Source organism: Paenibacillus solisilvae (genome assembly GCF_042656405.1).
GTDB lineage: Bacteria > Bacillota > Bacilli > Paenibacillales > Paenibacillaceae > Paenibacillus_Z > Paenibacillus_Z solisilvae.
The window spans coordinates 1-22072 of record NZ_JBHSOW010000134.1 but is presented as its reverse complement, the minus strand read 5'-3'; the positions used below and the strand labels follow the sequence as shown (position 1 = coordinate 22072).

Sequence of the window (22072 nt, the reverse complement as noted above, 5' to 3'; positions counted from 1 at the left end):
CAGGAGTGGACTGACTTGTTTTGAATGCCTTGTTCATTCGCCAGGTTCCTACCATTTTCTATCTTCAGGAAAAAACGCTGTCATGCGGGAAAGAGAAAACCCTTATACGATATTGCTGCATAAGGGTTTTCTGGTGAATACAACCTATGAAATGGGAGGATGACCGTTCCCAGGGTGTTCGCCGGGAGTATGTTCATTCGCATCATTTCCTTTGAAGTCGATCCAAGTTCCTTTTCCCGCCATCGTCATACTGACGGTGAGCATTTCGAGCGTTGGCGCTTGCCATACTTTCTTCTCCATTGATATCACCTCCTTTCATGCGCAATTGTTATGAAAACCGGTTCATGAACCGATAGGCGATTAAACTGCGCATTAAAAATCTGGCATGTGGGTCATAGGCATGCTCCGGTCTTGGCGAATTTCCTATATGGAGCAAAGACGCTTTGATCTGATGCACATTCAAATATTGCGAAGCGGCCGAGTCCCGGCATAGCTTATGAACTTCTTCCGTAAAGGCGCCCCATGAAGGCATCATGCGATGGACCCAATCGGCGCCCTGGACGCCGCGGATGCGTTGATTTAACCGGACTTTATCGGGCAGATACGTTTCGGTTGCCCTTCGTATAAGCGACCGGTCGAAGCCGTTTTGGACATACTGCTCCACGGGTACGGATAAGCAGAACCGCACGACCCGCGGATCGCAGGTCGGATCCCTTTCCCATATGCCGTACCGCAAAGATAATTTTGTTCCCGATGCCCCCTGCATGGCGGAGAACGCCAGCTTTTTGAACTGATTCTCCCGCGACTCGAATGCATCGGCCGCAGACCGTCCGAGCCCGACATCATGATGCTGAAGCCGGTCAAAGACGTTTGTTCTTCTCGCGAAATCCGGATGGATCAATGACGGGAATTCTCGTTGATCGTCGGAAGCAGCGGGCCTGTCCAGGAACGGAAAGGCGGACTTTATGATGAAGGGCAGCACCCGCTTTCTCCCTAACCCGATTCTACGGCTGTAGCCCTTTAGCTCGCTGTAAAGACGAATCCACCGTATTTTCTTTAGGAGAAGGGCGTAATAAGCGACTGCCGGCCCCCATGATATCGTGTAATTCCCGCTTGCCCCCGTTAATAGCACGCCTATGCCATGCTGCTCCGCCTTTTCGAAAATACCTTTGATCCAAAACGAATTCTCAAAAAATTTATAGGGTGACTCCAGAAGCTCGAGCCATTCATCGATTTCCGCAAACGAATTGCTGCCCGGGAATTCCAAGTAGCTGTCCCTAATATTTCCTACATGCTGAACAGTGGCTTTTACGAACGGGCTCTCATCAGCCACCCTGCTTCCGCCTGTCCAATCCACAAAATCCGATGGCGGAACATAGCTGTACGTATGTAAAGTCTTCCCTTCTTCCCTGAGGGGCGAAGCGGCAAAACTTACGACTGCGCCGGAATCCAGCCCTCCGCTTAATGTCGCGCCTACCTGACGGTGCGTCCGAAGCTTCGAGCTGACAGCTTCTTGAAAGACTTCGCGGAATGCTTCCTCGTACTCACCGCCCGACTTTAGCTTCAATTTCTCAACCTGCGAGGTTAATGCCCCATATTCCCGCAATGTCAATTTTCCATCCGTTATTGTCACGGTATGGGCAGGAGGAAGCTGGTTGATGCCTTTATATACCGTGGAGCAGTAATCAACGGAATCCAAAATAATCGGAATCGACAGATACTCGGCAAACCACGACTCGTTAAGTTCCTTCTTCCTTTCAGGTAAAGCGAGCAGAGGAAAGATGGTTGTGCAAAAAGCAAATTGACGCTGATCGTTATGATAATAAAGCGTTCGATTTCCCAATAAATCCCTCGCCCCGAAAAGGACGCGAGCTTTCTCGTCCCAGATGACAAATGCAAAATCGCCGATCAAGTATTTCGGAGCTTCACTCCCCCATTTGCGGTAAGCCAGCAAAATAAGCTCGCTATCCGTCATACGGGTTCGCCTGAACGGTTCGATGCTTAACCTGCCGAACAGTTCGTCCCGATTATCAAGAATCGCATCCGCGGTGATGGCCAGTTGATTGATCTCGTCGAAATAAGGCAACCGTTCATTGACCGACTCGGGAGTAAGCCATTGTGCATGGCATCCCAAGAAGATGGATCGGCCATGCCAGACAGAAGCGTCATCGGCAGGATATCTTCGCAGAGCTTGCATAAGACATCCGCTTTCCTGAATGGATACAGGCTCTCCGTTATGGTTAATAATCCCGGCTACGGCGCTCATTTTTTCCTCCATGCATGAATATTGACTTATTCCCAAAGCTCTATCTCAATAATTTTTTGATACGTAATGTATCATAGTATACGCAGCAAGCCATTATTTTCTGGGGGTTATTCATTGATTTCGTCAGTTCATGTCGTTTTCGATCCTTTTTAGTGCTGAGCCGACTGATGCATTTTGGTTCAATAACTACTCTTATAAAGCATCTGCATTCGCATAAGATAGACGCCTCTGCAAGAACAACTGCAGCAGCAAAATTGGCGGTCAACTAAAATAAAAAACAGTGCTTAACTTTGACTTTAGAAACAAGTCAATGTTAAACACTGTTGTGTTATCACGGTCAGCCTTTTACGGCCCCCCCCATTATGCCTTTTACGATCTGCTTCTGCATCACGATGAAAAAGATGAAGATCGGAATGAGCGCTATGACCGTCAGCGTCATAAACAGCGGCCAATTAACCGCAAATTCTCCCTTGGCTTTATAAATTTCCAGCACGAGCGTCGCTTTGTTTTGGGAATTCAAGAACAGCATCGGCGCCAGAAAATCATTCCAAATCCACATCGTCTGATACACGATGCTCGTAATCGTAATCGGCTTCAGAAGCGGCAGAATAATTCGCCAGAAGATGCCCCAAACGGTGCAGCCATCGATAATGGCCGCTTCGGTAATCTCTTTGGGCACAGTCCGCATATAGCCCATCATCAGGAAGAAGACGAAGACGGAACCGCCCATATACAAGATGATGAGCCCGGAAAGCTTGTTAATGAGATGCAGATCGCTCATCAGGCCGAAGAGCGGAATAAGCGTCGTCTGAAACGGGATGAGAAACCCGGTAAGCAAATAAACGGTAATCATCCGGTTCATCTTGTTCGCATTGTAAACGATCGGATAAGCGGCCATCGCCCCGATCAATACCATTAAAAGCACAGAGACAACCGTAAGCAGCAGGCTGTTGCCGAAGCTGCGCAGCAGCGGCGTTTCCGCAAATACGCGTGTATAGTTGGAGAAATCCCACTGCTTCGGAAGACTAAGCGGACTCATCGCCGTCTCCTGCTGGCTTTTGACCGTATTAATTATAATCAGGTAAAACGGAAAAAAAGTAATGATGGCAACGGGCAGCATGACAATATCGAGCAGCCAGTTCTTCTTGGAGGTATCGTTCATTGAATTCGTGCCTCCCGCTTCTGCATCCAGGAAACCTGAAGATATGTGAGGAGCAGTACAATCAGGAAGAAGACGATGGACATAGCGGAAGCTAAGCCGTAATGAGTTTCGGAAATTCCGCGAAGCACAATAACCTGCGTAATCGTATGCGTTTCGAATCCAGGTCCTCCCTTCGTCAGTGCGAACGGAATTTCGAATACTTTTAGACCGCCCGTCAACAGCAGCATGATACTCACCGTCATGGCCGGCGCAAGGAGCGGCAGCGTGATGTAGCGAATATTTTGCAGGCGGCTAGCGCCGTCGATAGCGGCGGCTTCGAAATAATCCTTGGGTATCCCTTGCAGGAAGGCCAGATATAGAACCGCATGCCAACCTGCGCCGGCCCAGGTCGACACGAGAATTGTAGACATTTTGGCGAGCAGCGGGTCGGACAGCCAAGGCTGCGGCCCTATGCCGAACACATTTTTCAACATCTTATTCAGCACGCCGGAAGAAATCGGGGATAAGATGAAGCCCCAAATATAAGCAAGCAGCAGCCCGCTTGGTATGGACGGAAAGAAAAAGATTGCCCGGTGAATGTTCTTAGTCAGAAAATTCCGGTCCAGAATGAGCGCCAGCGGAATGGCCAGCAAAGTGATGAGAACCGTACTGCACAGTGCAAACAGCAGCGTATATGATATGCCGGAAACGATAGCGTCATCGTGAAAAATCTTGATGTAGTTTTGGATACCGATAAAGTTGTATACCTTGGTATAGCCGTCGAAATCTGTGAAACTCAGCACGAAAGATTTAATAAGCGGGTAAATCGTAAATACGGTATAGAAAATCAGAATCGGAATGAGGAATACCTGATACTGAATCTGCTTTAATAATTTATTCATCCCGGACACCTCCCTCTTTTGCAAACGGGAGAGCAATAGGCCGCCCTACTCCCCTCCCTGCCGCAACCTATTCGTTATCCATCTCTTTCAACTTCTTGTCCAGTGATTGCGCAACGCCTTCCGGCGTTCCTTTACCGACCACGAGATCCTGAAGCGCTATGACCATCTGGTTGCGGAGAGCTTCCTGATGACGCGGCCAGGAGACCATCGGCAGGTACACTTTGCCCTGCATCAAACCTTCCTTATAGGCGGTTTCAATCGAAGGGTCCACCTTACTCTCATATCCCTTGGCTACGATAATCGCACCGCTGCCTTCCTCGAATTTCTGCAGGCCTTCCTGCGAAGCGACGTAGCCTTATTCTTCGTCTTGCTGTTGATCGCAAGACCGACGCCGGGCGCACCGGCATACCACTTCTCGGCGGGGTTAATGGCCGGGATCGGTGCCATTTCAAATTGAAGGTTCGGATTGGATTGTTTCAGAGTCGGGATATTCCACGGTCCGCCTTGTATCATCGCCACATTGCCTGTCGCAAACTCGTTTACGATCTGATCGGCACTAAGCCCGATCATGTCCGGTGTAATGATTTTTCTCGTCACGATTTCGTTCCAGCGCTGAAGCGCCTCCGTCCAGCCCTGCTCGAACGTCGCCTTGCCGCTGAAAATTTTCTCGTCGAATTGCGAGTCTTTTGAGAGCGTGATGTTGGCATATAAACCGTCAAGCAGCATCGGCATATCGCCGATATTATCATAAATAGGAATGATGCCCGCTTCCTTCAGCTTCTTGCAGACGGCGATAAAATCATCCCATGTTTCCGGGAATTTATCGATGCCGGCTTTCTTGAACAACTCCTTATTGTAGAAAATGCCCCCAACCCAGCCGGTTTGTGTATACGCATACGTTTTGCCGTTCTTACTCAGCATAGGCTTGTTGCTGTCCAGCATGCCTTCTATAAACGGCTCATCGGTCAGGTCAAGCGCGTAGCCGCCATCGATCACTTCGTTGCTGTTTTCCGCTGCAATGACGAATATGTCGGTTGCTGAATCAGATAAAAGCATCGTTTGCAGCTTGGCGATATAATCTTTAACAGGTGGTGACGTTTGAAAATCGAACGAGAAGTTCGGGTATTTTTGCTGGAAGCTGTCCAGCATCGGCTTCATTTCTTTCTCGTTGTTCCATGAAAGAATGCTTAGCTTGACCTTCTCTGCGCTGTTTCCAGAGCTGTTGCTTTCGGCTGCCCCTCCATTTACTTGCTGATCGGAACTATTTCCGCTGTTTCCGCTGTTTCCGCCGCCGCATGCCGACAGCACGAGCGACAGGCCGAAGATGGCGGATACTGTCAGCATCCATGACTTCTTCATCCTTGCATACCCCCATTGGATTCGTTTAGGTGTTGTAAGCACTTACAAATTGGATTTTATACCCTTTCTTCTCACTTCGTAATTGATATCGTTGCGTTAATCCTTGTCAATTGTTGCATGACGTTCTGATGATTCGGGTGTTCCGCTTACTGCGGCTTCATGCGGCATGCGCGGAATTCTTTTGGCGTCGTGCTGAAATGCTTTTTAAATGAACGGCTGAAATGGCTTCCCCCCAAAAATCCCGTCCGCTCCGCGATAACGGCGTTTTTCCAGTCCGTCTCCATGAGCAGCTCAGCCGCTTTCTCCATGCGAACCCGGGTTACATACTGCCAGTAGTTTTCACCGAATTGCTGTTTAAACGTCCGGCTGATCTGATATTTATCGGTCTTGAACCGGTCCGCTACGCTCTGAAGAGATAAGTCCGCTTCACAATGGGTATCGATATAGCCTTTTATTTTTCGTACGGCCTCCTGAACCTTGGTCAATACGTTATCTGACTCTGTCTGCGATTCTGCCAGGCGGGCAAAGAGCTCCCGCTCAATTTCGCCGAGCGTATTGAATCGCTGCATCCACTCGGTAAGCGGCGGCGTCCGATCTGCCTGACTTTGGCTGGAAGCGCTAGGCAGCCGGGTCAAACTTTGCAGAAACCGATGGCAGGTTTGGTAGGCTAAGGCCGGTTCAACCTCCTGCTCGCGGAGAATACGGAACATGGAACGCAGCTCCTGCCCGAGCGACTCGGCCGAATAGCCGTCCTGCGTTTTCTCATCGAACGCCTGCTCCAATCGGCGCAGATGCAGCCGGATTTCGCCGTCTGCAAAAGCCGTTCCGTCGTAACGGTGGACAACCTCGGGACGATAAAATCCGGTCATAGCCGCACGCCGGCTCTCGAGAATCAGACGAGGAATCGCTGCAGCGCTGCAGTCCGGTCCGCTGATCCCCATGCTTATGCTGCTGGACAAATGGAGCCGCCAATGTGCGAGCTGCTCCGCGCACAAATCATAGAGACTGCCTTCGGCTTTGCCATCGTGAAGACCGATCAGGAACAGCATCTCCCTCGAACTTCGTGTTCGCACCGGTATCCGGATCATGCCTTGCGAGATCCACTCCTGCACTTGTATCTCGCTGCCCTTGGACGGAGCCATACCGGTCACCGTCACGATTGCGAACCCTTTAATTCCAAGCGCTGTGAAACCGTCCTGTAGAATGATCATCTGCCGATCCGCCGGCTGTTCCAAATTAGCGAGACTTTCCATCCCTTCCGTTACGACGGCAAGTGCGTCGGCGCGCGCTTCCGCTGCGAGCTCCAATAGGATGTCTGTCAGCAGCCCGGCATCGATCGGCTTCAGCAAATAATGAGAAACGCTCAGTCGAAGCGCTTCCCTTGCATAATCGAATGTGTCGTATGCGCTCAAGATGACGGTTTTCGGTTTGACTGCAAGCTGCTTCATTCGTTTAAGCGCCTCGATTCCGTCCGTGATTGGCATATGTATATCGATCACGAGCAGCTCCGGCCGAAACGACTGGATAAGCTCCACAGCTTCCTGCCCATTGTAAGCATGCTTGATCTCATATATGCCCAAAGCAGGCCAATCGATCATTTTACGTAAAAATTTATGGACCGACATTTGATCATCGACGATAAGCAATTTCATTCTGAAACCGCATCCCCTTCCCCTTCCGATTTCGGCAATATCACATAGATTCGGGTATACAACCCGGGTCTTGACCGGATTCGAATGCCATACCCGCTTCCGAATTTTAATTGGATCCGCTGATTTACATTGCTCAGACCGATGCTTTCGGGTGAAGCTTCGGGATTCCTCAGACGCTCGACGAGCCGCCTTTTACTCTCCCTGGACATGCCGCAGCCTGTATCCTCTACCTCCACCATGGCACCCTTGCTCACTTGGAGCAGACGGATTCGGATTCGCGCATTCTCTTCCGGATTTTCCAGAAAGCCGTGAATAATCGCGTTCTCGACGATCGGCTGAAGCGTCAGCTTAACTGTCCGGTAATGCAATACGGCCGGATTGGGAATGTCGTACTGCACTTCAATCCGATTGTCGTATTTGATATTCATAATGAATAAATAATCCTTCACGTTCTGCAGCTCGCGCTCGAGCGGCACAAGCTCCGCGGACTGTTTCATGGAATAGCGCAGCAGGCCGCCGAGTGAGAGGACAAGCCGGTTGGAATCATCCGTATTGCCGCAGACAATCTCCGTCTGCAGCGCCTGAAGCGTATTAAACAAAAAATGGGGGTTGATTTGCGACTGCAGGCTTTTCAGCTCCGCCTCCTTCATCGCGATCGTCGAAAGAAAATTTTGCTTAACGAGCAGCTGGGTGCGACCGACAAGTTCTTTAAACTTCTCGCCGATTAGATTCAATTCACTGTATTTGTAGTTTTTGGAAATCACATACAAGCTGTCTTCCCCCATGTTGTCCAGCGTATGGAGAAGCTTGCCGATCGGCCTGGAAATACGGACGGTGATGATGATCGAGATAAGGGCGTTCAAGCAGAGGCAAAGATAAAGCGTGCCGATTAGGTTGGCCCGAAGCGGATCCGCTTGACTGCGAATGACAGACATTGGAACCGTGGATATCAAGTGCAGCCCCTTCTCGGACGTTGAATGGAAAATGACGAGCTGTTCCACCCCATCAAACCGTGAAACAAAGCTGCCAGAATCACTTCTGTAAATCCGTTCGATACCCGAAAAATCGAGCCGTTTGCCAATGCTGTCCTCGTCCTTGTGGACAATTATCGTCTGGTTGTCGTCAACCATAAAGATGCTTTCGTTATTTTGATAGGAGCTGAGCTCGAACTGCCTGTTGATTTTTTTTAGATCCAGGTTTGCGATAGCCGCCCCTATCGTCTTGCCATAGTAATCCTTGACGGGTATGGCAATGGAAAGCGCCGTCTGGTTATATTTCGAGTAAATATTTTCCAAATAATAGTTTTGCTTATGAAGCCCGAGCGTGATAAATCCTCTATTTGACTTGGCATCCACCGCCGCTTTGAACCAAGGCTGCTCCGAGAACCGATAATCCCATTTGAGCGATTTGCGGCCGTCCAAATTGTTAATGTAGCCGTTCTTCCCTAAGATGAGAATGTCGCTGATCAACGACTGAAAGTTGGAGACACCGTAAGCGAGGTCCGAAATATTACGTTCGTGCTGGATGCGCTGGGCATATCCGATCTCAAGCGTCGGATTCATAAGGGAGATGACGGAATAATTTCCGGCCAGCTGCACGAGCGGACGCTTCGCCTCCTCCAGGTTGAATCCGAACCCGAGCGCCGCCTGTTCCATTACCTTGTAGCCGGAGTCCGTTACCTCCTTCGTAATCCCTGCCGTCGAATCCCGAATGGTTAAATAGCCCAGAAGAAACAATAATAATAGATTGAGACTCAAATAAGAAAATAGAGTCGTGCGGATAACGGAGTTGCAAAGCAAGGAACGCAAAAGAAATTGGAGTGATAGGGCCAATTGGCAGCACCTCTTTCGGCTTGAGTTTGTCGAACAGCAGAATGAATTAATGAATACAAATATCGATTAATGATATTGTAAATCAAATCATATAAGGGAAGACCAGGGTCGCGCAACTCTTTTTCTATATATGAAAACAAAAAAAAATACCGCGATATCGCGGTATTGAATCGGCAGACTAAATGAAACGGAATAGGTTCACTGCTCAAAAGCCAGCCCTGCCAGAGTGTATACGCTTTGAGATAAGCCTAACCCGCATGCGAAAGAGACCCCGGTATTATAGCTCCAAAGATGACCCGTGCAACAGCTCGTTCGCATGCTTTTCCGAATGATGAATACATTTAAGTATTCGATAATCAGGAGGAACAAATTCATGGCACAACCGCAGCAATCGTTCATGAGAGGTACGGTGGCCTTATCTGTCGCTGCTTTCATCAATCGTATTCTCGGCTTTATCAGCGGCATGTTTGTCGCTCGCGTACTTGGTGCGGAAGGAATCGGCCTCTTGATGATGGCGCATCCGCTCGTGCCGCTCGTCATTACGATTACGGAGCTCGGCTTGCCGGTGGCGATCTCAAAGCTGGTTGCGGAGGCAAGCGCTCGGGGCGAGCGGGAGAAAGTGAGGCGCATCCTGCACATATCGCTCACCGTCACCGGCATCTTGAGCGTTACGCTTACGACCGTCTCGCTGCTTGGCTCCGAGTGGATCGCATCCTTCCTGCTGAGTGACCAACGCGCCTATTACGCGATGCTCGCGATCACACCGATCGCGCCGATTGTCGCCGTCTCCGCGGTGCTGAAAGGGTACTTTCGCGGTATGCAGCAGATGAAGACCATCGCCGCTTCCGATGTGCTCGAGCATACGGTGCAGATTGCCTGCGTACTGGCGATGGTGCACCTGCTGCTGCCTTACGGCGTCGCGTATGCGGCTGCGGGCGCGATGGCCGCCTCTGTCGTCAGTGAAGCGATCAGCCTCTTATTCCTGGTAGCTAGTTACAAGCTATACGGTGAAGCTAAGGTTCCGGGCGAGACATGGGCAAGCCACCTGAAGCAAGGAAGAAGCACACTGTCCGAGCTGCTGCAGATCGGCCTGCCGACGACCGGACAAGGCGTTATTCAATCCGTATACGGTGCATTCCAGCCATTGCTCATTTCAACCAGCCTGGCACTGGCCGGTATCGGTACCGCATTAGCCACGAAGCAGTTCGGCTTGTTGGCAGGCTATGCGTTTCCGCTGCTTTTCATGCCGAGCTTTATTACGCAGTCCTTGTCCACCGCGCTCGTACCGGCTATCGGCGAGGCAGCGGCGAACAAGAATGGTCTCCTTATGCATGAACGGATGAATCAGGCGCTGAGCCTCGGACTTCTGATCGGCGCGCCGGCGACGGTTATCCTGTTTGAGTGGGCAACTCCACTCACGACGCTCGTCTACGACTCACCGGAAGCGGGCTTGCTGCTGAAAATATTGGCGCCCATATTTTTCCTGCATTATTTCGACGCGCCGCTGCATGCGATCCTGCTCGGACTCGGCCGCGCAAGTGCTACTCTATGGAACTACGTCGTGGCCACATCGTTCAAGGCAGCTTCCATTTTCGTGTTCGGCAGCCAATTCGGCATCGTCGGCGTCACGTACGGCATCGGTATTGGCATCGTCATGCAAACGCTGCTAAACTTCTTATCGATTTCAAGCTCGATCGGCTTTTATTGGAGTATCGGGCCCTATATAAAGGTTGGCTTCTGCATGGTGCTGATGGCGCTGTGCGGGCGCTGGACCTTTGACTATCTTACCGTCCAAGGACTGCCGCTGTTATGGAGCGTAATTGTTTCAATCGCCGGTTCTTTGCTTTTCTATTTCGCTCTGCTTTTGTTAACGGATACCTTGAAATGGAAAAATACACACCGTACAATTTCGACATGGTAAGCGGTTCGCGAATGATGCGCGCATTGTTGAAATGAATACCAGATGTTGACTCGCATCGGCCGGCCGCCCCCCGCGGACGCCAAGTCGCCATCCAGCCGCATCGCTCATGCACCCCCAGAAATTCACCTTGATAACCAAGGGTTCTTTCCGATGTCTACTTTAAGGGGTGCACTTCAAATGGGCTCATCAAGGCTTTTTTATTGCACCATCAGAAAATAAGGTTTGACCATGTATCTATAAGCCCATCCACCCGGCGGATAATGGCGTTTTGGGAAACAGTCGTCAGAACACCATCGTTAACAACAATCTTTCCTGCCACAACGACATGGGAAATGGCATTCGGCTGGAGGGCATATACCATGTTGGCAAACAATTCCCACCGTGGAGCCAGAGATAAATCGTTGGTGTCCAGCGCAAGAAAATCCGCGCAGGCCCCCGCTTCGAGAACGCCGACAGGCAGCCGCAGCATGGAGCCGCCATTTTTCGTTCCCATCTTGTACACTTGTCCGGCCGTTATGCATGTTCCGTCAAGACGCACCACTTTCTGCAGCAGTGAACACATCCGCATTTCTTCAAATACGCTAATCCGGTTATTGCTGCACCCGCCGTCCGTTCCTAGCGCGACCGTCACGCCGGATTGGATCAATTCGGGAATACGGGTCACCCCATCAGCCAAGAACATGTTGCTTGACGGACAGTACGCAAGTGAACAGCCCCTCCCGTTTAACAAAGCGATTTCGGAATTGTCCAGCCATACGAGATGTACGGCGATCATCCTTTCATCCAGCACGCCTAGGGAATCCAGGTAATGGATGGGGCGCTTCCCATAATCCCGCAGCGTTTCCTCCACTTCAAACATCTCTTCCGCCACATGAATATGGAACGGCGTCTCCAGCTCCTGCGCAAGACGGTGCCCTGCTTTAATCATTTCCGGCGACGCCGCATGCGGACTGTGCGGGGCCGGATGAACCGTGACCATTTCATGCCCTTGATATTTCTTCGCCAGTTCTCGGGTACGATCTACCGCTTGATTCACCGTCTCCCGGTATGAAGCCGGTGCGCCGATCCAATCGTACATCGTCCGGGCGAAGACAAGCCGAATGCCCAGATCGTTTGCCGCGCGAATGACCGCTTCGTCTTGAGCCGTACCACCGTTATGCACGTAGAAAAAGTCACAAACCGTCGTCACCCCGTACCTCAGCATTTCACCAAAAGCGAGTAGCGCTCCTGTGTAAATCGCATCTTCGTCCAGATACGGTGTGTAGCGGTACAGCGCCTGTTCCCGCCACTCCAGAAAGGGCCGGTCAACGGCGATGCCGCGCAGCAGACTCTGAAAGGAATGATTATGCGCATTTACTGTGCCCGGCACGATTGCTTTTCCCTTCCACTGGATCGTCTCCGCCGCCATATATTTAGCGGATAAAGCAGCTGCAGGACCGATCTCCCGGACGTACCCGCCTTCAACCAGCAGGGCAAAGTCAGGGTGGAACGCTTCCCCGGTATAGACATAATCCGCCATAAACAATCGCTGCATCCCTTTTCCTCCCTTTCATAAATAACCGCAGCATGCGGCATGTACTATTGATCGAGCGTGCAATCCAATTCCAAAATAACATGAAGCAGAACGTTAGCCGCTTTTTCGATATCGTCCATTCGGCTTCTCTCCTCAAGGCAGTGGCTTTTGCCTTCGAGGGAAGGAACGAACAGCATTCCAGTGCGGGTCAATGCGGACATGTGGGCCGCATCATGCCCTGCCATGCTGCCTAGGAATAGCGAGTCGTAACCGAGTTCGTCGACTTTCTGCCGGCATACGCCGATAACCGTCTGCTCCATCGGCACCGGTGCTTGGTTCAGCATGAGCCGACGCTCGATCCGGATCTTACGTTTAACCCCGATCACTTCGGCTCTTAAGCTCCAAGCTTCCATTACTTTCTGGATTTCAAGCTCCGAATTCCCTCTTGCCTCCAGTATAAAAACGACTTTCGCCGGGATAATATTGGCCGCATTCGGAAAGTTCGAAATGCAGCCTACCGTACCCACCACTTCGCCCGAAGGATGGTTCCGGCATATCTCTTCAAATGCCAGCATCAGTTCAGATGCTGCCATCAGCGCGTCACATCGGTCTTCCATTCGTGTTGTTCCCGCATGATTCGCTTCCCCGTGAACCGTTACGACCTCCCGGTAAATGCCGGTGATCGAGGTTACGATTCCGACCGCAATATTTCGTTCCAGCAGCCGTTTTCCCTGCTCGATGTGAACCTCTAGAAAGGCGGACAGCCAGGCAGGGTCAAGCCGGGCTTTCTCAAACTTGTCCGGGTCTCCTCCCGCTGCCGCAAGGGCTTCGGTAAGGAGCCGGCCCTCGTTATCCGTCACCCCTTCCAGATCGGAGCGCGACAATTTCCCGGCTGCAGCTCTGCTGCCCAGCGTGGACAATCCGAATGGATTCGGTTCTTCAGCGCTGAATGATACCAATTCAAGCGGATGCCGTATTGCAGCATCGTTATCGATAAGCGTGCGCATAACTTCTAAGGCAATGAGCACGCCGAGCGCACCGTCATACATGCCTCCGTTTGGAACCGTATCGATATGGGAGCCGAATGCAATGACGGGAAGAGAATGATCCCCGCCGTCCCGTCTTCCCCAGATGTTGGCCGCCGGATCTATACGGACATGAAGGCCTGCACGTCGAAGCTCACTCTTTAACCATTCACGGGCCGCCAATTCCGAGGGCGTAAACGTCGTGCGGTCAATGCCGCCCTGTTCATTGCGTCCGAACGAACCGAGTTTCTGCAGCTGGTTTTCGAGCCGTTCCGGTTGAATCCGAAGCTCTCTCATGACGTGATGACTCCTTTGCTTACAGCGACAATGCCGTTTTTGATTACGGTATCCACCAGGTTAATGCCGTAGTGATACTGCAAATAAACATAATTCGGAGCATTGAACAAGGCCAGATCCGCCTGCTTGCCCGTTTCGATGCTGCCTATCCGGTCGGCGCGTCCCAGAGCGTGTGCCGCGTTGATCGTAACGGCCGTCAGTACCTCCGCCGGCGTCATGCGCATCGTAAGACAAGCCAAATTCATGATGAGCTGCAGCGATTCGGTCGGTGACGAGCCGGGGTTGCGGTCGGTGGACAAGGCGACGGGCACGCCGGCCTCGATCATCTTTCTCGCCTTTGCGGGTTCGGCCATAAGAAAGAAAGCCGTTCCCGGCAGAAGAACCGCGATGACCCCGGCTTTGGCCAAATCCCGGATTCCTGTATCGGATGCTTTCAGCAGATGGTCGGCCGTCACTGCTCCCACCCGCGCAGCCAATTCAGCTCCTCCGAACGGCTCGAGTTCATCCGCGTGGATTTTCGGCCGCAGACCCGCTTGTATGCCCGCATTCAAAATCCGTTCCGACTGCTCTACAGTGAAAACGCCCTGTTCGCAGAAGACATCACAAAATTCCGCCAAGCCTTCTTTGGCTACAAGAGGAATCATATCGTCGGTCACAAGCCGTACGTAAGCTTCCGGATCGTTCTTATACTCCTTCGGCACGCAGTGGGCCCCCATGAAAGTGGAAACAATATCGACCGGGTGAACGCGGCTTAGCAATCGGGCAGTGCGCAGTTGTTTGATTTCATCTTCCACCGTCAAGCCATAGCCGCTCTTGGCTTCGATGGTCGTCACGCCATGCAGCAGAAAACGGTCCAGCCGTTGCTTTGCCTGTTCCGCAAGCTCCTCTGCCGAAGCTGCCCTCGTTTGCTCCGCCGTGCTCAGAATGCCCCCTCCTTGCTTTAAAATATCGATATAGGATGCGCCTTTCAGCCGCATTTCCAATTCAAGCTCGCGTGAACCCGCAAATACGAGATGCGTATGGGGATCGACCAGCCCAGGTGTCACCACCTTTCCGGATGCGTCGATCACCATCACCTCCTTCTTTTTTTTCGCCCTATTCTGTACATAGCGCTGCGCTTCATCGTCCTGTCCGACAAACGTGAATCGTCCTTCTTCGATGACTAAGCCCCCGTTATGGATGATGCATAGGTCCTCCATCTCGCGTCCCCGCTTCGGGGCGGCAGTTGCTCCAGCGACCGTAATGAGCTGCGACGCATTGCGGATATAAATCATTTGCCCCGTCCCCTTTCACCGGTCAGCCATCGGCATAGCGATGCCTTTCGTTCTTGCCGTTTCTATGGCAAGCTCATAGCCGGCATCCGCATGACGGACAACGCCGAGGCCGGGATCCGTCGTAAGCACACGCTCAAGACGTTCAGCCGCTTCCGGCGTTCCATCCGCCACAACGACCATACCGGCATGTAGCGAATAGCCCATCCCGACTCCGCCCCCGTGATGAAAGGAGACCCAGCTTGCGCCTGCCGCCGTATTGACGAGTGCGTTCAATATCGGCCAATCGGCAATCGCATCGCTGCCGTCCTTCATAGCCTCCGTCTCACGATTGGGCGACGCGACGGAGCCGGCATCCAAATGATCCCGTCCGATTACGATCGGAGCGGACAATTCGCCCGAGGCGACCATACCGTTTATGATGCGGCCGAACACCGCCCTCTCGCCGTATCCAAGCCAGCAAATTCGGGCGGGAAGTCCTTGAAAGGCGACCTTCTCCCGCGCCATCCGGATCCATTGACAAAGCGCTTTGTTATCGGCAAATTCACTCAGAATGACTTCGTCCGTCTTATAAATATCCTCCGGATCCCCAGACAGAGCCACCCAGCGGAACGGTCCTCTGCCTTCGCAGAACTGCGGCCGGATATACGCCGGGACAAAACCCGGGAAATCGAAAGCGTCTGCCACTCCCTGGTCGAAGGCCGCTTGGCGGATGTTATTGCCGTAATCAAAGACGACGGCACCCTTCGTTTTTAGCTCGAGCATGGCACGGACATGAATGGCAATGCTTTCCTTAGCCAGCTGCACATACCGGCCTTGGTCTTCCTGTCTAAGGCTCCGGCTTTCTTCAAGGGTCATGCCGGCAGGCCAATAACCGTTGAGCGGATCGTGCGAGGAGGTCTGATCCGTGACAATATCGGGAATATAGTTCTTCTCAATCAATTTAGGGAGCACTTCAGCCGCGTTACCGAGCAGTCCGATCGAACGAGCAAGTCCTTTCTTCCTGGCATCCTCCGCCAGTTCGATCGCTTCGTCAATCGTTTCGGCCAGCATATCGCAATACTTCGTCTGCATTCTTTTCTCTATGCGGGTCCGGTCTGCCTCAATGCCGATGAGGATGCCGCCGTTCATGGTTACCGCAAGCGGTTGAGCGCCGCCCATTCCGCCCAGACCGGCCGTTACGGTTACCTTTCCTTTCAAGCTGCCGCCGAAGTGCGCTCTGGCGCACGCCGCAAACGTTTCATAAGTGCCCTGCAGAATGCCTTGACTGCCGATATAAATCCAGCTTCCGGCGGTCATTTGACCATACATAATCAATCCTTTCCGGTCCAGCTCATGAAACTTTTCCCAGTGAGCCCATGCCGGAACGAGGTTAGAGTTTGCCAGCAGCACCCGCGGCGCCTCTTGATGCGTGCGAAACACCGCTACCGGTTTGCCCGATTGGATCAGAAGCGTTTCGTCTGACTTCAGTATTTTCAGAGCCGATACAATAGCTTCATAGCACTCCTTGTTTCGTGCGGCTTTGCCGATCCCTCCATATACGATCAATTGCTCGGGGTTCTCCGCCACATCCGGGTCCAAATTATTCATCAGCATGCGAAGCGCAGCTTCCTGAATCCACCCTTGCGTGTTCAACACGCTTCCTCTCGGCGCGCGGATCAAGTTCGTCCTGTCGGATGTCATGGTTATTACCTCCCAGAACCTTAATCGCCTGTTTAGGGCTTGCTGAACGGATCTTTCGTTCAGCAAGCCCTATTTATTGAAGTGAAAATAACTGTTCCAATTCATCAAGCGCATCCAATTTCATCAGCATTCCTTTGATTTTCTCGAAATCATGCGCCAGTACCCGATCCTTTGCCATAAAAGAAACCTGCTCGCGGCACTTGGCGTAAATCATCGATGTACCGGCGCCTAGAAGCGATGCGTCACGATAATCGGCCGCCTGAGCCGCACACAGCAGCTCGATCGCCAGCACATAATAAGCGTTATCGACGATTTGATACGCTTTACGGGCGCTTATTGTGCCCATGCTGACGTGGTCCTCCTGGTTAGCTGATGAAGGGATCGAATCGACGGAAGCCGGGAATGACAAGGTTTTATTCTCGGATACGAGCGAGGCTGCCGTATATTGTGCAATCATGAAGCCGGATTGGATGCCGGCTTGCGGAGAGAGGAAAGGCGGCAGCTGCTCGTTCAGATGCGGGTTCACCAGCCGTTCGATCCGACGTTCCGAAATGTTGGCCAGCTCCGATACACAAATGGACAGAAAATCCATCGACAAGGCGATCGGCTGACCATGAAAGTTGCCTCCGGAAATGACCCGATCCTTCTCGGCAAAGATTAACGGATTATCGGTTGCGGCATTCATTTCGATCTTCAGCTTCGCTGCGACATAAGTCAAGGCGTCTCTGCTCGCACCGTGCACTTGCGGAACGCATCGAAGTGAATAAGCGTCCTGAACCCTTCGTTCGCCCTGCCTCGTTAACAACCGGCTTCCCTTCGTTAATTTCCGGAGATTATGGGCAGTCATTTGCTGCCCTTCATGCGGCCGCAGTTCATGTGTTTCCGCATCGAATGCATCGCTGACCCCGAGCAGCACTTCATATGTGACAGCCGCCGCGCAATCCGCCCATTTAGAAAGCTGGATGGCGTTCCAGCAAGCTATACTCCCCACTGCTGTCATAACCTGTGTACCGTTGATGAGCGCCAATCCTTCCTTGGCCTCCAGCACGATCGGCTCGATGCCAGCCAGCGGTAAAGCTTTTTCAGAAGGCATCCGAACGCCTTGATAATAAACCTCGCCTTCTCCGATCAGCGTTAGGGCAAGATGCGACAAAGGTGCCAGATCGCCGCTTGCTCCAAGGGATCCTTTTTCGGGTATGACGGGAATGACGTGCCGATTTAACATTTCGATCATGGTGCCCACTAACACCGGCCGGATACCCGAATAACCAAGCGCGAGGGCGTTAATCCGAAGCAGCATGATTGCTCTGGCCACTTCCTCCGAGAAGGCGTTCCCGACCCCGCATGCGTGGCTGCGAATCAGATTTAACTGAAGCTCCTTCGCATCTTCACTTGATATGAACGTATCGCTGAATTTGCCGAACCCGGTCGTTAAGCCGTATACGATCCGCTGTTCATTCAGGAGATGGTCAACATAGTCCCGGCTCTTGGACAGCTTCGCTTTACTCTCCTCGTTAATCCTCACAGGAACCCGATGATACGCCACGAACACCACATCCTGAAGTGTCAGGGAACTTCCGTCAAGAACCACCTCTTGTTTGGATGAATGCTTCATGCTGACCACTCCTTCACCAAGCAGTGTCCCGAGCCGACAAGAAAGAGACCTGTCGCAACGAAAGCTGCTGGTCTCCTTGTTCGAACGGGATATGGCCTCATCATCCTATTGCAAGCTGCCTTGATTGATATATATGCAGATTTTTCAATTTTAACCATCCAACACCCCAGGATGGGGACTGCTGGATCATTTTTCAAAGAAATGCGGTTATTTCTTTCCAAACAAGATCGTGAAATCCATCGTTATCTGTTGCAAATTCATCTGCCTGACTTTTTGCAAACGTTCCTCCGTTGTCCCCCATGATAATGGTGTCATTCGGAGCAACGGTTTGATTAACGTATCATCCAAGGCTACCTGATATCGAATACGTTCAACGTCGGTTATCTCAAAATTTTCTTTAAAATGATCCAGCGTATTATCGTTTGAATAAACCTGGTTTTGAGAGCCTTCGTAAAAAACATCTCTAAATTCTTTAAGATAATCACGTTCAGGAACAACCTTTATGACCCTACCATCAGCAGCAATCATTCTTTGAAATTCTGAATAATTAGCCGGTGATAAAATGTTAAGAATGAAATTGAATTGATGACTAGCAAACGGGCAGTTCGCAATGTCTGCAATACACCAAATAGCGTTGGAGTATTCGGCCGCAGCGTTATTGATCCCCTCCTTAGAAATATCGATTCCGACAGCCAAAGGTGTATTTGTTGTGTTTTGTATTATTTTTTCCTGTATGTTGGTTAATTGAGAGCCTTCTCCACACCCTGCATCTAATACCTTAAACCGTTCTTTAGTACGAAGTTGATTGATTATTTTATCGCTTATGATTGCATGCAAAGGCTCAAAAAAGCCACTTCTGCAAATCGCTCTTCTGGATTCAAACATTCGTTTATCATATTTAGTTTTAATGGCTCGTGACAATAAGTTTACATATCCCTGCTTCGATACATCAAAACAATGCTGATTGATACAAATCAAACTTTGTGAATTGACCATTCGCATCTGACCATCACATATCGGGCATCTAAACATCTCTTGATTTTGTGCAATAACATCAGCACTTAGCATCTTTTTACTCTGTTTGGACACAAAAAAACACCCCATTCATTCGTATTTGGTGAATGAAAAAAGGCACAGAAAATAAACCCAACCCTTTCTAAAAAATGGATGGATTTAGTTATCCGTACCTTTCATTACCTGAAACGAATGAATTGGATGATCATCATGTAACTCTCCTATAAAGTAAATAAAGATTTTTAAATCAGCTCTTATTATAACATAATCCGCAGTCACTAGAGTTCATTGTTTTATTAATGATGAACGATATTCATTGCATCAAACTACCTGTTAGCGCACTAAGAGCTGACATAGGCATACCTTTCGGCGTTGAACTATAGTGTGTTTTGTCGAATGTCTCCTATGCGGTATCTAAGAAGAATCTCCATATTCTCGAAATGATCTTTGTTTGGATGTGTCGTATTGGTCTTAACCGCCTCGTTCTGTCCGCGCTGCAGTATTTTCGCGAGCGAATGTAAAAGGAAGCCAGCCAAACGTTCGGCTGGCTCCTTATCATTATTTTGCGGCGGAACCGACGATGGCGGTTCCGGTCTTCGTAATCGTGTATTTGACGGTTTTCCCGCTCCAAAAGTGGAAAGTCAGCACGACTTCACCGTCATTCACTTCGTTAAAGAAGTTTTGCGTGAGCTTAATCTCGTTCGTATCGTACGAAGGCGAGAAAGCGTACGCGAATTCCTTGAACGAAGTCCAGTTCTGCGGACCAGCGTTGCCTCCGGCAGCGTACACGGCTTCCATCGTAGCACGCCGGTCGCCGTTGAACGCGGTCGGGATCGAGAATTCGTCTGTCGTTCCGGTTGCGTCCTGCAGCACAGGTGTATCGTAGACGATTACGTCAAACGCCCAGTCCCCGCCCTTGTTGAAATCCGCAATGATCTCCGCGTTCTTGCCGTAAGCGCCTGACGCCGTCAATTTGGAGAGTAAGCCCGCCTTCAGCATCAGGACATTACCTTCTATCGAATAGTCGGCGCCTTTGCGCAATGTCTTGCCATCATTGCGAAGAGCCGTCAGCCGATTGCCGTTCAATTCCAGCCGTATGGCGGCATCCTGCGTTTGTGCACCCTTGGCCAAATAAATCAAATCGGTTTCCGCGGTTGCGGAGCGGCCTTTCCAACTGGCTTTTAACATGCCGTACAGCTGCGGATCGTTCCATTGCAGCGCGCGGCGGTCGAGATGCTGTCCGTTGTCCCACAGCATATGGGTAATGCCTCTCTCTTGAATGTAATGAAGCAAGAACTCGAAAAATTTAAGCTTTTCGCCTTGTTCAATCGTACCCGTATTTTTGTCGAAGCCGAGCAAACCGTATTCACCTAGAATGACGGGGATGCCCTTAGCCACCAGCGATTGATAGACGCGGTCGAACGTTTAAACGATGTCATTTTTCGTTTCTTCGTTGAAGCGTGTGAAGCCGGCAATGTTGACGCTGAACGGCCAAAACCCGTAATAGTGAACGGTAGCAATCAGGTTCGGGTCATCCAGCACGGTAAACGTGTCAACCAGCGCGTCGAGCCGATCCTGGTTCGCGTTCGTCTCGAGCGTCGGCAGCACGAGGGGGCGCTCCAAATTGTTGCCGCCGGAGCCGCGCACAATCTCATGGAAGGATGCATTCAATTCATGCAGCATCGCGAATTGAGCTTTGCCGCCTTCACCCCAGCCGTCAGAGAAACGAGGTTCGTTGATGCTCTCGAAGGACAGCTTCTTTGAATAGTTTTTGAACCGCTCGGCGATTTGCGTCCATGCTGCGTTATATCGGGCAAGTACAACGTCATGCTCGGTACCCATCCGGTTAACCCACAGCCAGGAGTCGTGGTGCAGGTTGATCATGACGTACAATCCAGCGTCCAAAGACCAGTTCACGACCTCTTCAATGCGGTCCAGGAACGCTGGATCGATCGTATAATCCGGTGCCTCGCCCATCCGCTGATCCCATGTGATCGGGGTACGAATACTGTTGAATCCTTGCGAGGCGATGTGCTTGATGAGCTGTTTCGTCACGCGCGGATTTCCCCAGGACGTCTCGTCAACTCCAGTCGCGTCGAACGTGTTGCCGAGATTCCAACCGGGCTGCATGGCTTCGACGTACGATTGAATCTTGCTCTTCGGAACGGCGATCGCGGGCTACTCCTGCGTGGCTGCGCTTGCGGAAGGAACGAGTATGACTAATAAGACCGATACCGTCAGAAATAGACGAAAGAGCTTGCTGGATGAAAACATAGTACTGCATTACCTCCTCCTGAATTTGGTTCTGAAACAAAATGCGAGGCAAGTCGAACAGCTACCTTGGCATGTCCCCCTTTTCATGAAAGCGTTATCATTTTGTGGTAACAGAATGATTTTACCAGAGCATGGTTTTGGGAAAAACCCCACTAATTAAAGGATAAATCAGGTGCGAATTAAAGGGTGGAGACAAAAAACACAAATGAATTAGCAGGGAAAAAAGGCAGCCGATAGATCCGAGGCCACTGAAAAACATTTGTTTTTGATTTTGTGAAGTGTACTGAAATAGATAAAGGCGAATTTC

The 22072-nt window shown here is 51.0% G+C and carries 15 protein-coding genes and 1 pseudogene; 1 reads left to right on the top strand and 15 read right to left on the bottom strand.

The window, feature by feature from the left end; all coding sequences use genetic code 11:
- Window positions 1–144: 144 nt before the first annotated feature.
- The 8 genes from ACFPYJ_RS32235 to ACFPYJ_RS32200 all read right to left on the bottom strand — a co-directional run bounded on the left by ACFPYJ_RS32235 (window position 145) and on the right by ACFPYJ_RS32200 (window position 9152).
- A complete protein-coding gene (locus tag ACFPYJ_RS32235) occupies window positions 145–300 on the bottom strand; it encodes a paeninodin family lasso peptide (protein ID WP_379192542.1) in 156 nt (51 codons plus the stop codon).
- 28 nt (window positions 301–328) lie between these two features.
- Window positions 329–2266: an asparagine synthase-related protein gene (locus tag ACFPYJ_RS32230; RefSeq protein ID WP_379192540.1), complete on the bottom strand. Its 1938-nt coding sequence runs from the start codon at window positions 2264–2266 to the stop codon at window positions 329–331.
- Window positions 2267–2603: 337 nt separating this feature from the next.
- Window positions 2604–3428: a carbohydrate ABC transporter permease gene (locus tag ACFPYJ_RS32225; RefSeq protein ID WP_379192538.1), complete on the bottom strand. Its 825-nt coding sequence runs from the start codon at window positions 3426–3428 to the stop codon at window positions 2604–2606.
- Complete coding sequence (locus tag ACFPYJ_RS32220; protein ID WP_379192536.1) at window positions 3425–4309, bottom strand: carbohydrate ABC transporter permease; 885 nt, start codon at window positions 4307–4309, stop codon at window positions 3425–3427. Before ACFPYJ_RS32220 ends, ACFPYJ_RS32225 begins: the two co-directional genes overlap by 4 nt.
- A gap of 67 nt (window positions 4310–4376) precedes the next feature.
- Window positions 4377–4580: a hypothetical protein gene (locus ACFPYJ_RS32215; protein ID WP_379192534.1), complete on the bottom strand. Its 204-nt coding sequence runs from the start codon at window positions 4578–4580 to the stop codon at window positions 4377–4379.
- A gap of 20 nt (window positions 4581–4600) precedes the next feature.
- Window positions 4601–5668, bottom strand: a complete 1068-nt coding sequence (locus ACFPYJ_RS32210; protein WP_379192532.1) for an ABC transporter substrate-binding protein — start codon at window positions 5666–5668, stop codon at window positions 4601–4603.
- A gap of 146 nt (window positions 5669–5814) precedes the next feature.
- Window positions 5815–7320 (bottom strand): response regulator, encoded by a 1506-nt coding sequence (locus ACFPYJ_RS32205; RefSeq protein WP_379192530.1) that lies wholly within the window; start codon window positions 7318–7320, stop codon window positions 5815–5817.
- The gene (locus ACFPYJ_RS32200; RefSeq protein ID WP_379192528.1) at window positions 7317–9152 is read right to left on the bottom strand and encodes a sensor histidine kinase; all 1836 of its coding nucleotides are present in this window, start codon (window positions 9150–9152) and stop codon (window positions 7317–7319) included. Before ACFPYJ_RS32200 ends, ACFPYJ_RS32205 begins: the two co-directional genes overlap by 4 nt.
- A gap of 373 nt (window positions 9153–9525) precedes the next feature.
- On the opposite strand from ACFPYJ_RS32200, the gene spoVB reads away from it, so the two are divergent.
- The gene (spoVB, locus tag ACFPYJ_RS32195) at window positions 9526–11073 is read left to right on the top strand and encodes a stage V sporulation protein B (RefSeq protein WP_379192526.1); all 1548 of its coding nucleotides are present in this window, start codon (window positions 9526–9528) and stop codon (window positions 11071–11073) included.
- 208 nt (window positions 11074–11281) lie between these two features.
- On the opposite strand, the gene ACFPYJ_RS32190 is transcribed toward spoVB, so the two are convergent.
- The 7 genes and pseudogenes from ACFPYJ_RS32190 to ACFPYJ_RS32160 all read right to left on the bottom strand — a co-directional run.
- A complete protein-coding gene (locus ACFPYJ_RS32190) occupies window positions 11282–12607 on the bottom strand; it encodes an amidohydrolase family protein (RefSeq protein ID WP_379192523.1) in 1326 nt (441 codons plus the stop codon).
- Window positions 12608–12651: 44 nt separating this feature from the next.
- Entirely contained in the window at window positions 12652–13908 is a 1257-nt protein-coding gene (locus ACFPYJ_RS32185; RefSeq protein WP_379192521.1) for a Zn-dependent hydrolase, read from the bottom strand.
- The gene (gene hutI, locus ACFPYJ_RS32180) at window positions 13905–15182 is read right to left on the bottom strand and encodes an imidazolonepropionase (RefSeq protein WP_379192519.1); all 1278 of its coding nucleotides are present in this window, start codon (window positions 15180–15182) and stop codon (window positions 13905–13907) included. The genes ACFPYJ_RS32185 and hutI overlap by 4 nt, the downstream gene beginning before the upstream one ends.
- Before the next feature lie 15 nt (window positions 15183–15197).
- On the bottom strand, window positions 15198–16862 hold the full coding sequence (hutU, locus tag ACFPYJ_RS32175; RefSeq protein WP_379192517.1) for a urocanate hydratase: 1665 nt from the start codon (window positions 16860–16862) through the stop codon (window positions 15198–15200).
- 73 nt (window positions 16863–16935) lie between these two features.
- Entirely contained in the window at window positions 16936–18477 is a 1542-nt protein-coding gene (hutH, locus tag ACFPYJ_RS32170; protein ID WP_379192515.1) for a histidine ammonia-lyase, read from the bottom strand.
- A gap of 207 nt (window positions 18478–18684) precedes the next feature.
- A complete protein-coding gene (locus ACFPYJ_RS32165) occupies window positions 18685–19566 on the bottom strand; it encodes a putative RNA methyltransferase (RefSeq protein WP_379192513.1) in 882 nt (293 codons plus the stop codon).
- Between the two features lie 483 nt (window positions 19567–20049).
- A pseudogene (locus ACFPYJ_RS32160) lies at window positions 20050–21660 on the bottom strand (cellulase family glycosylhydrolase); the annotation flags it as partial.
- Window positions 21661–22072: the final 412 nt, after the last annotated feature.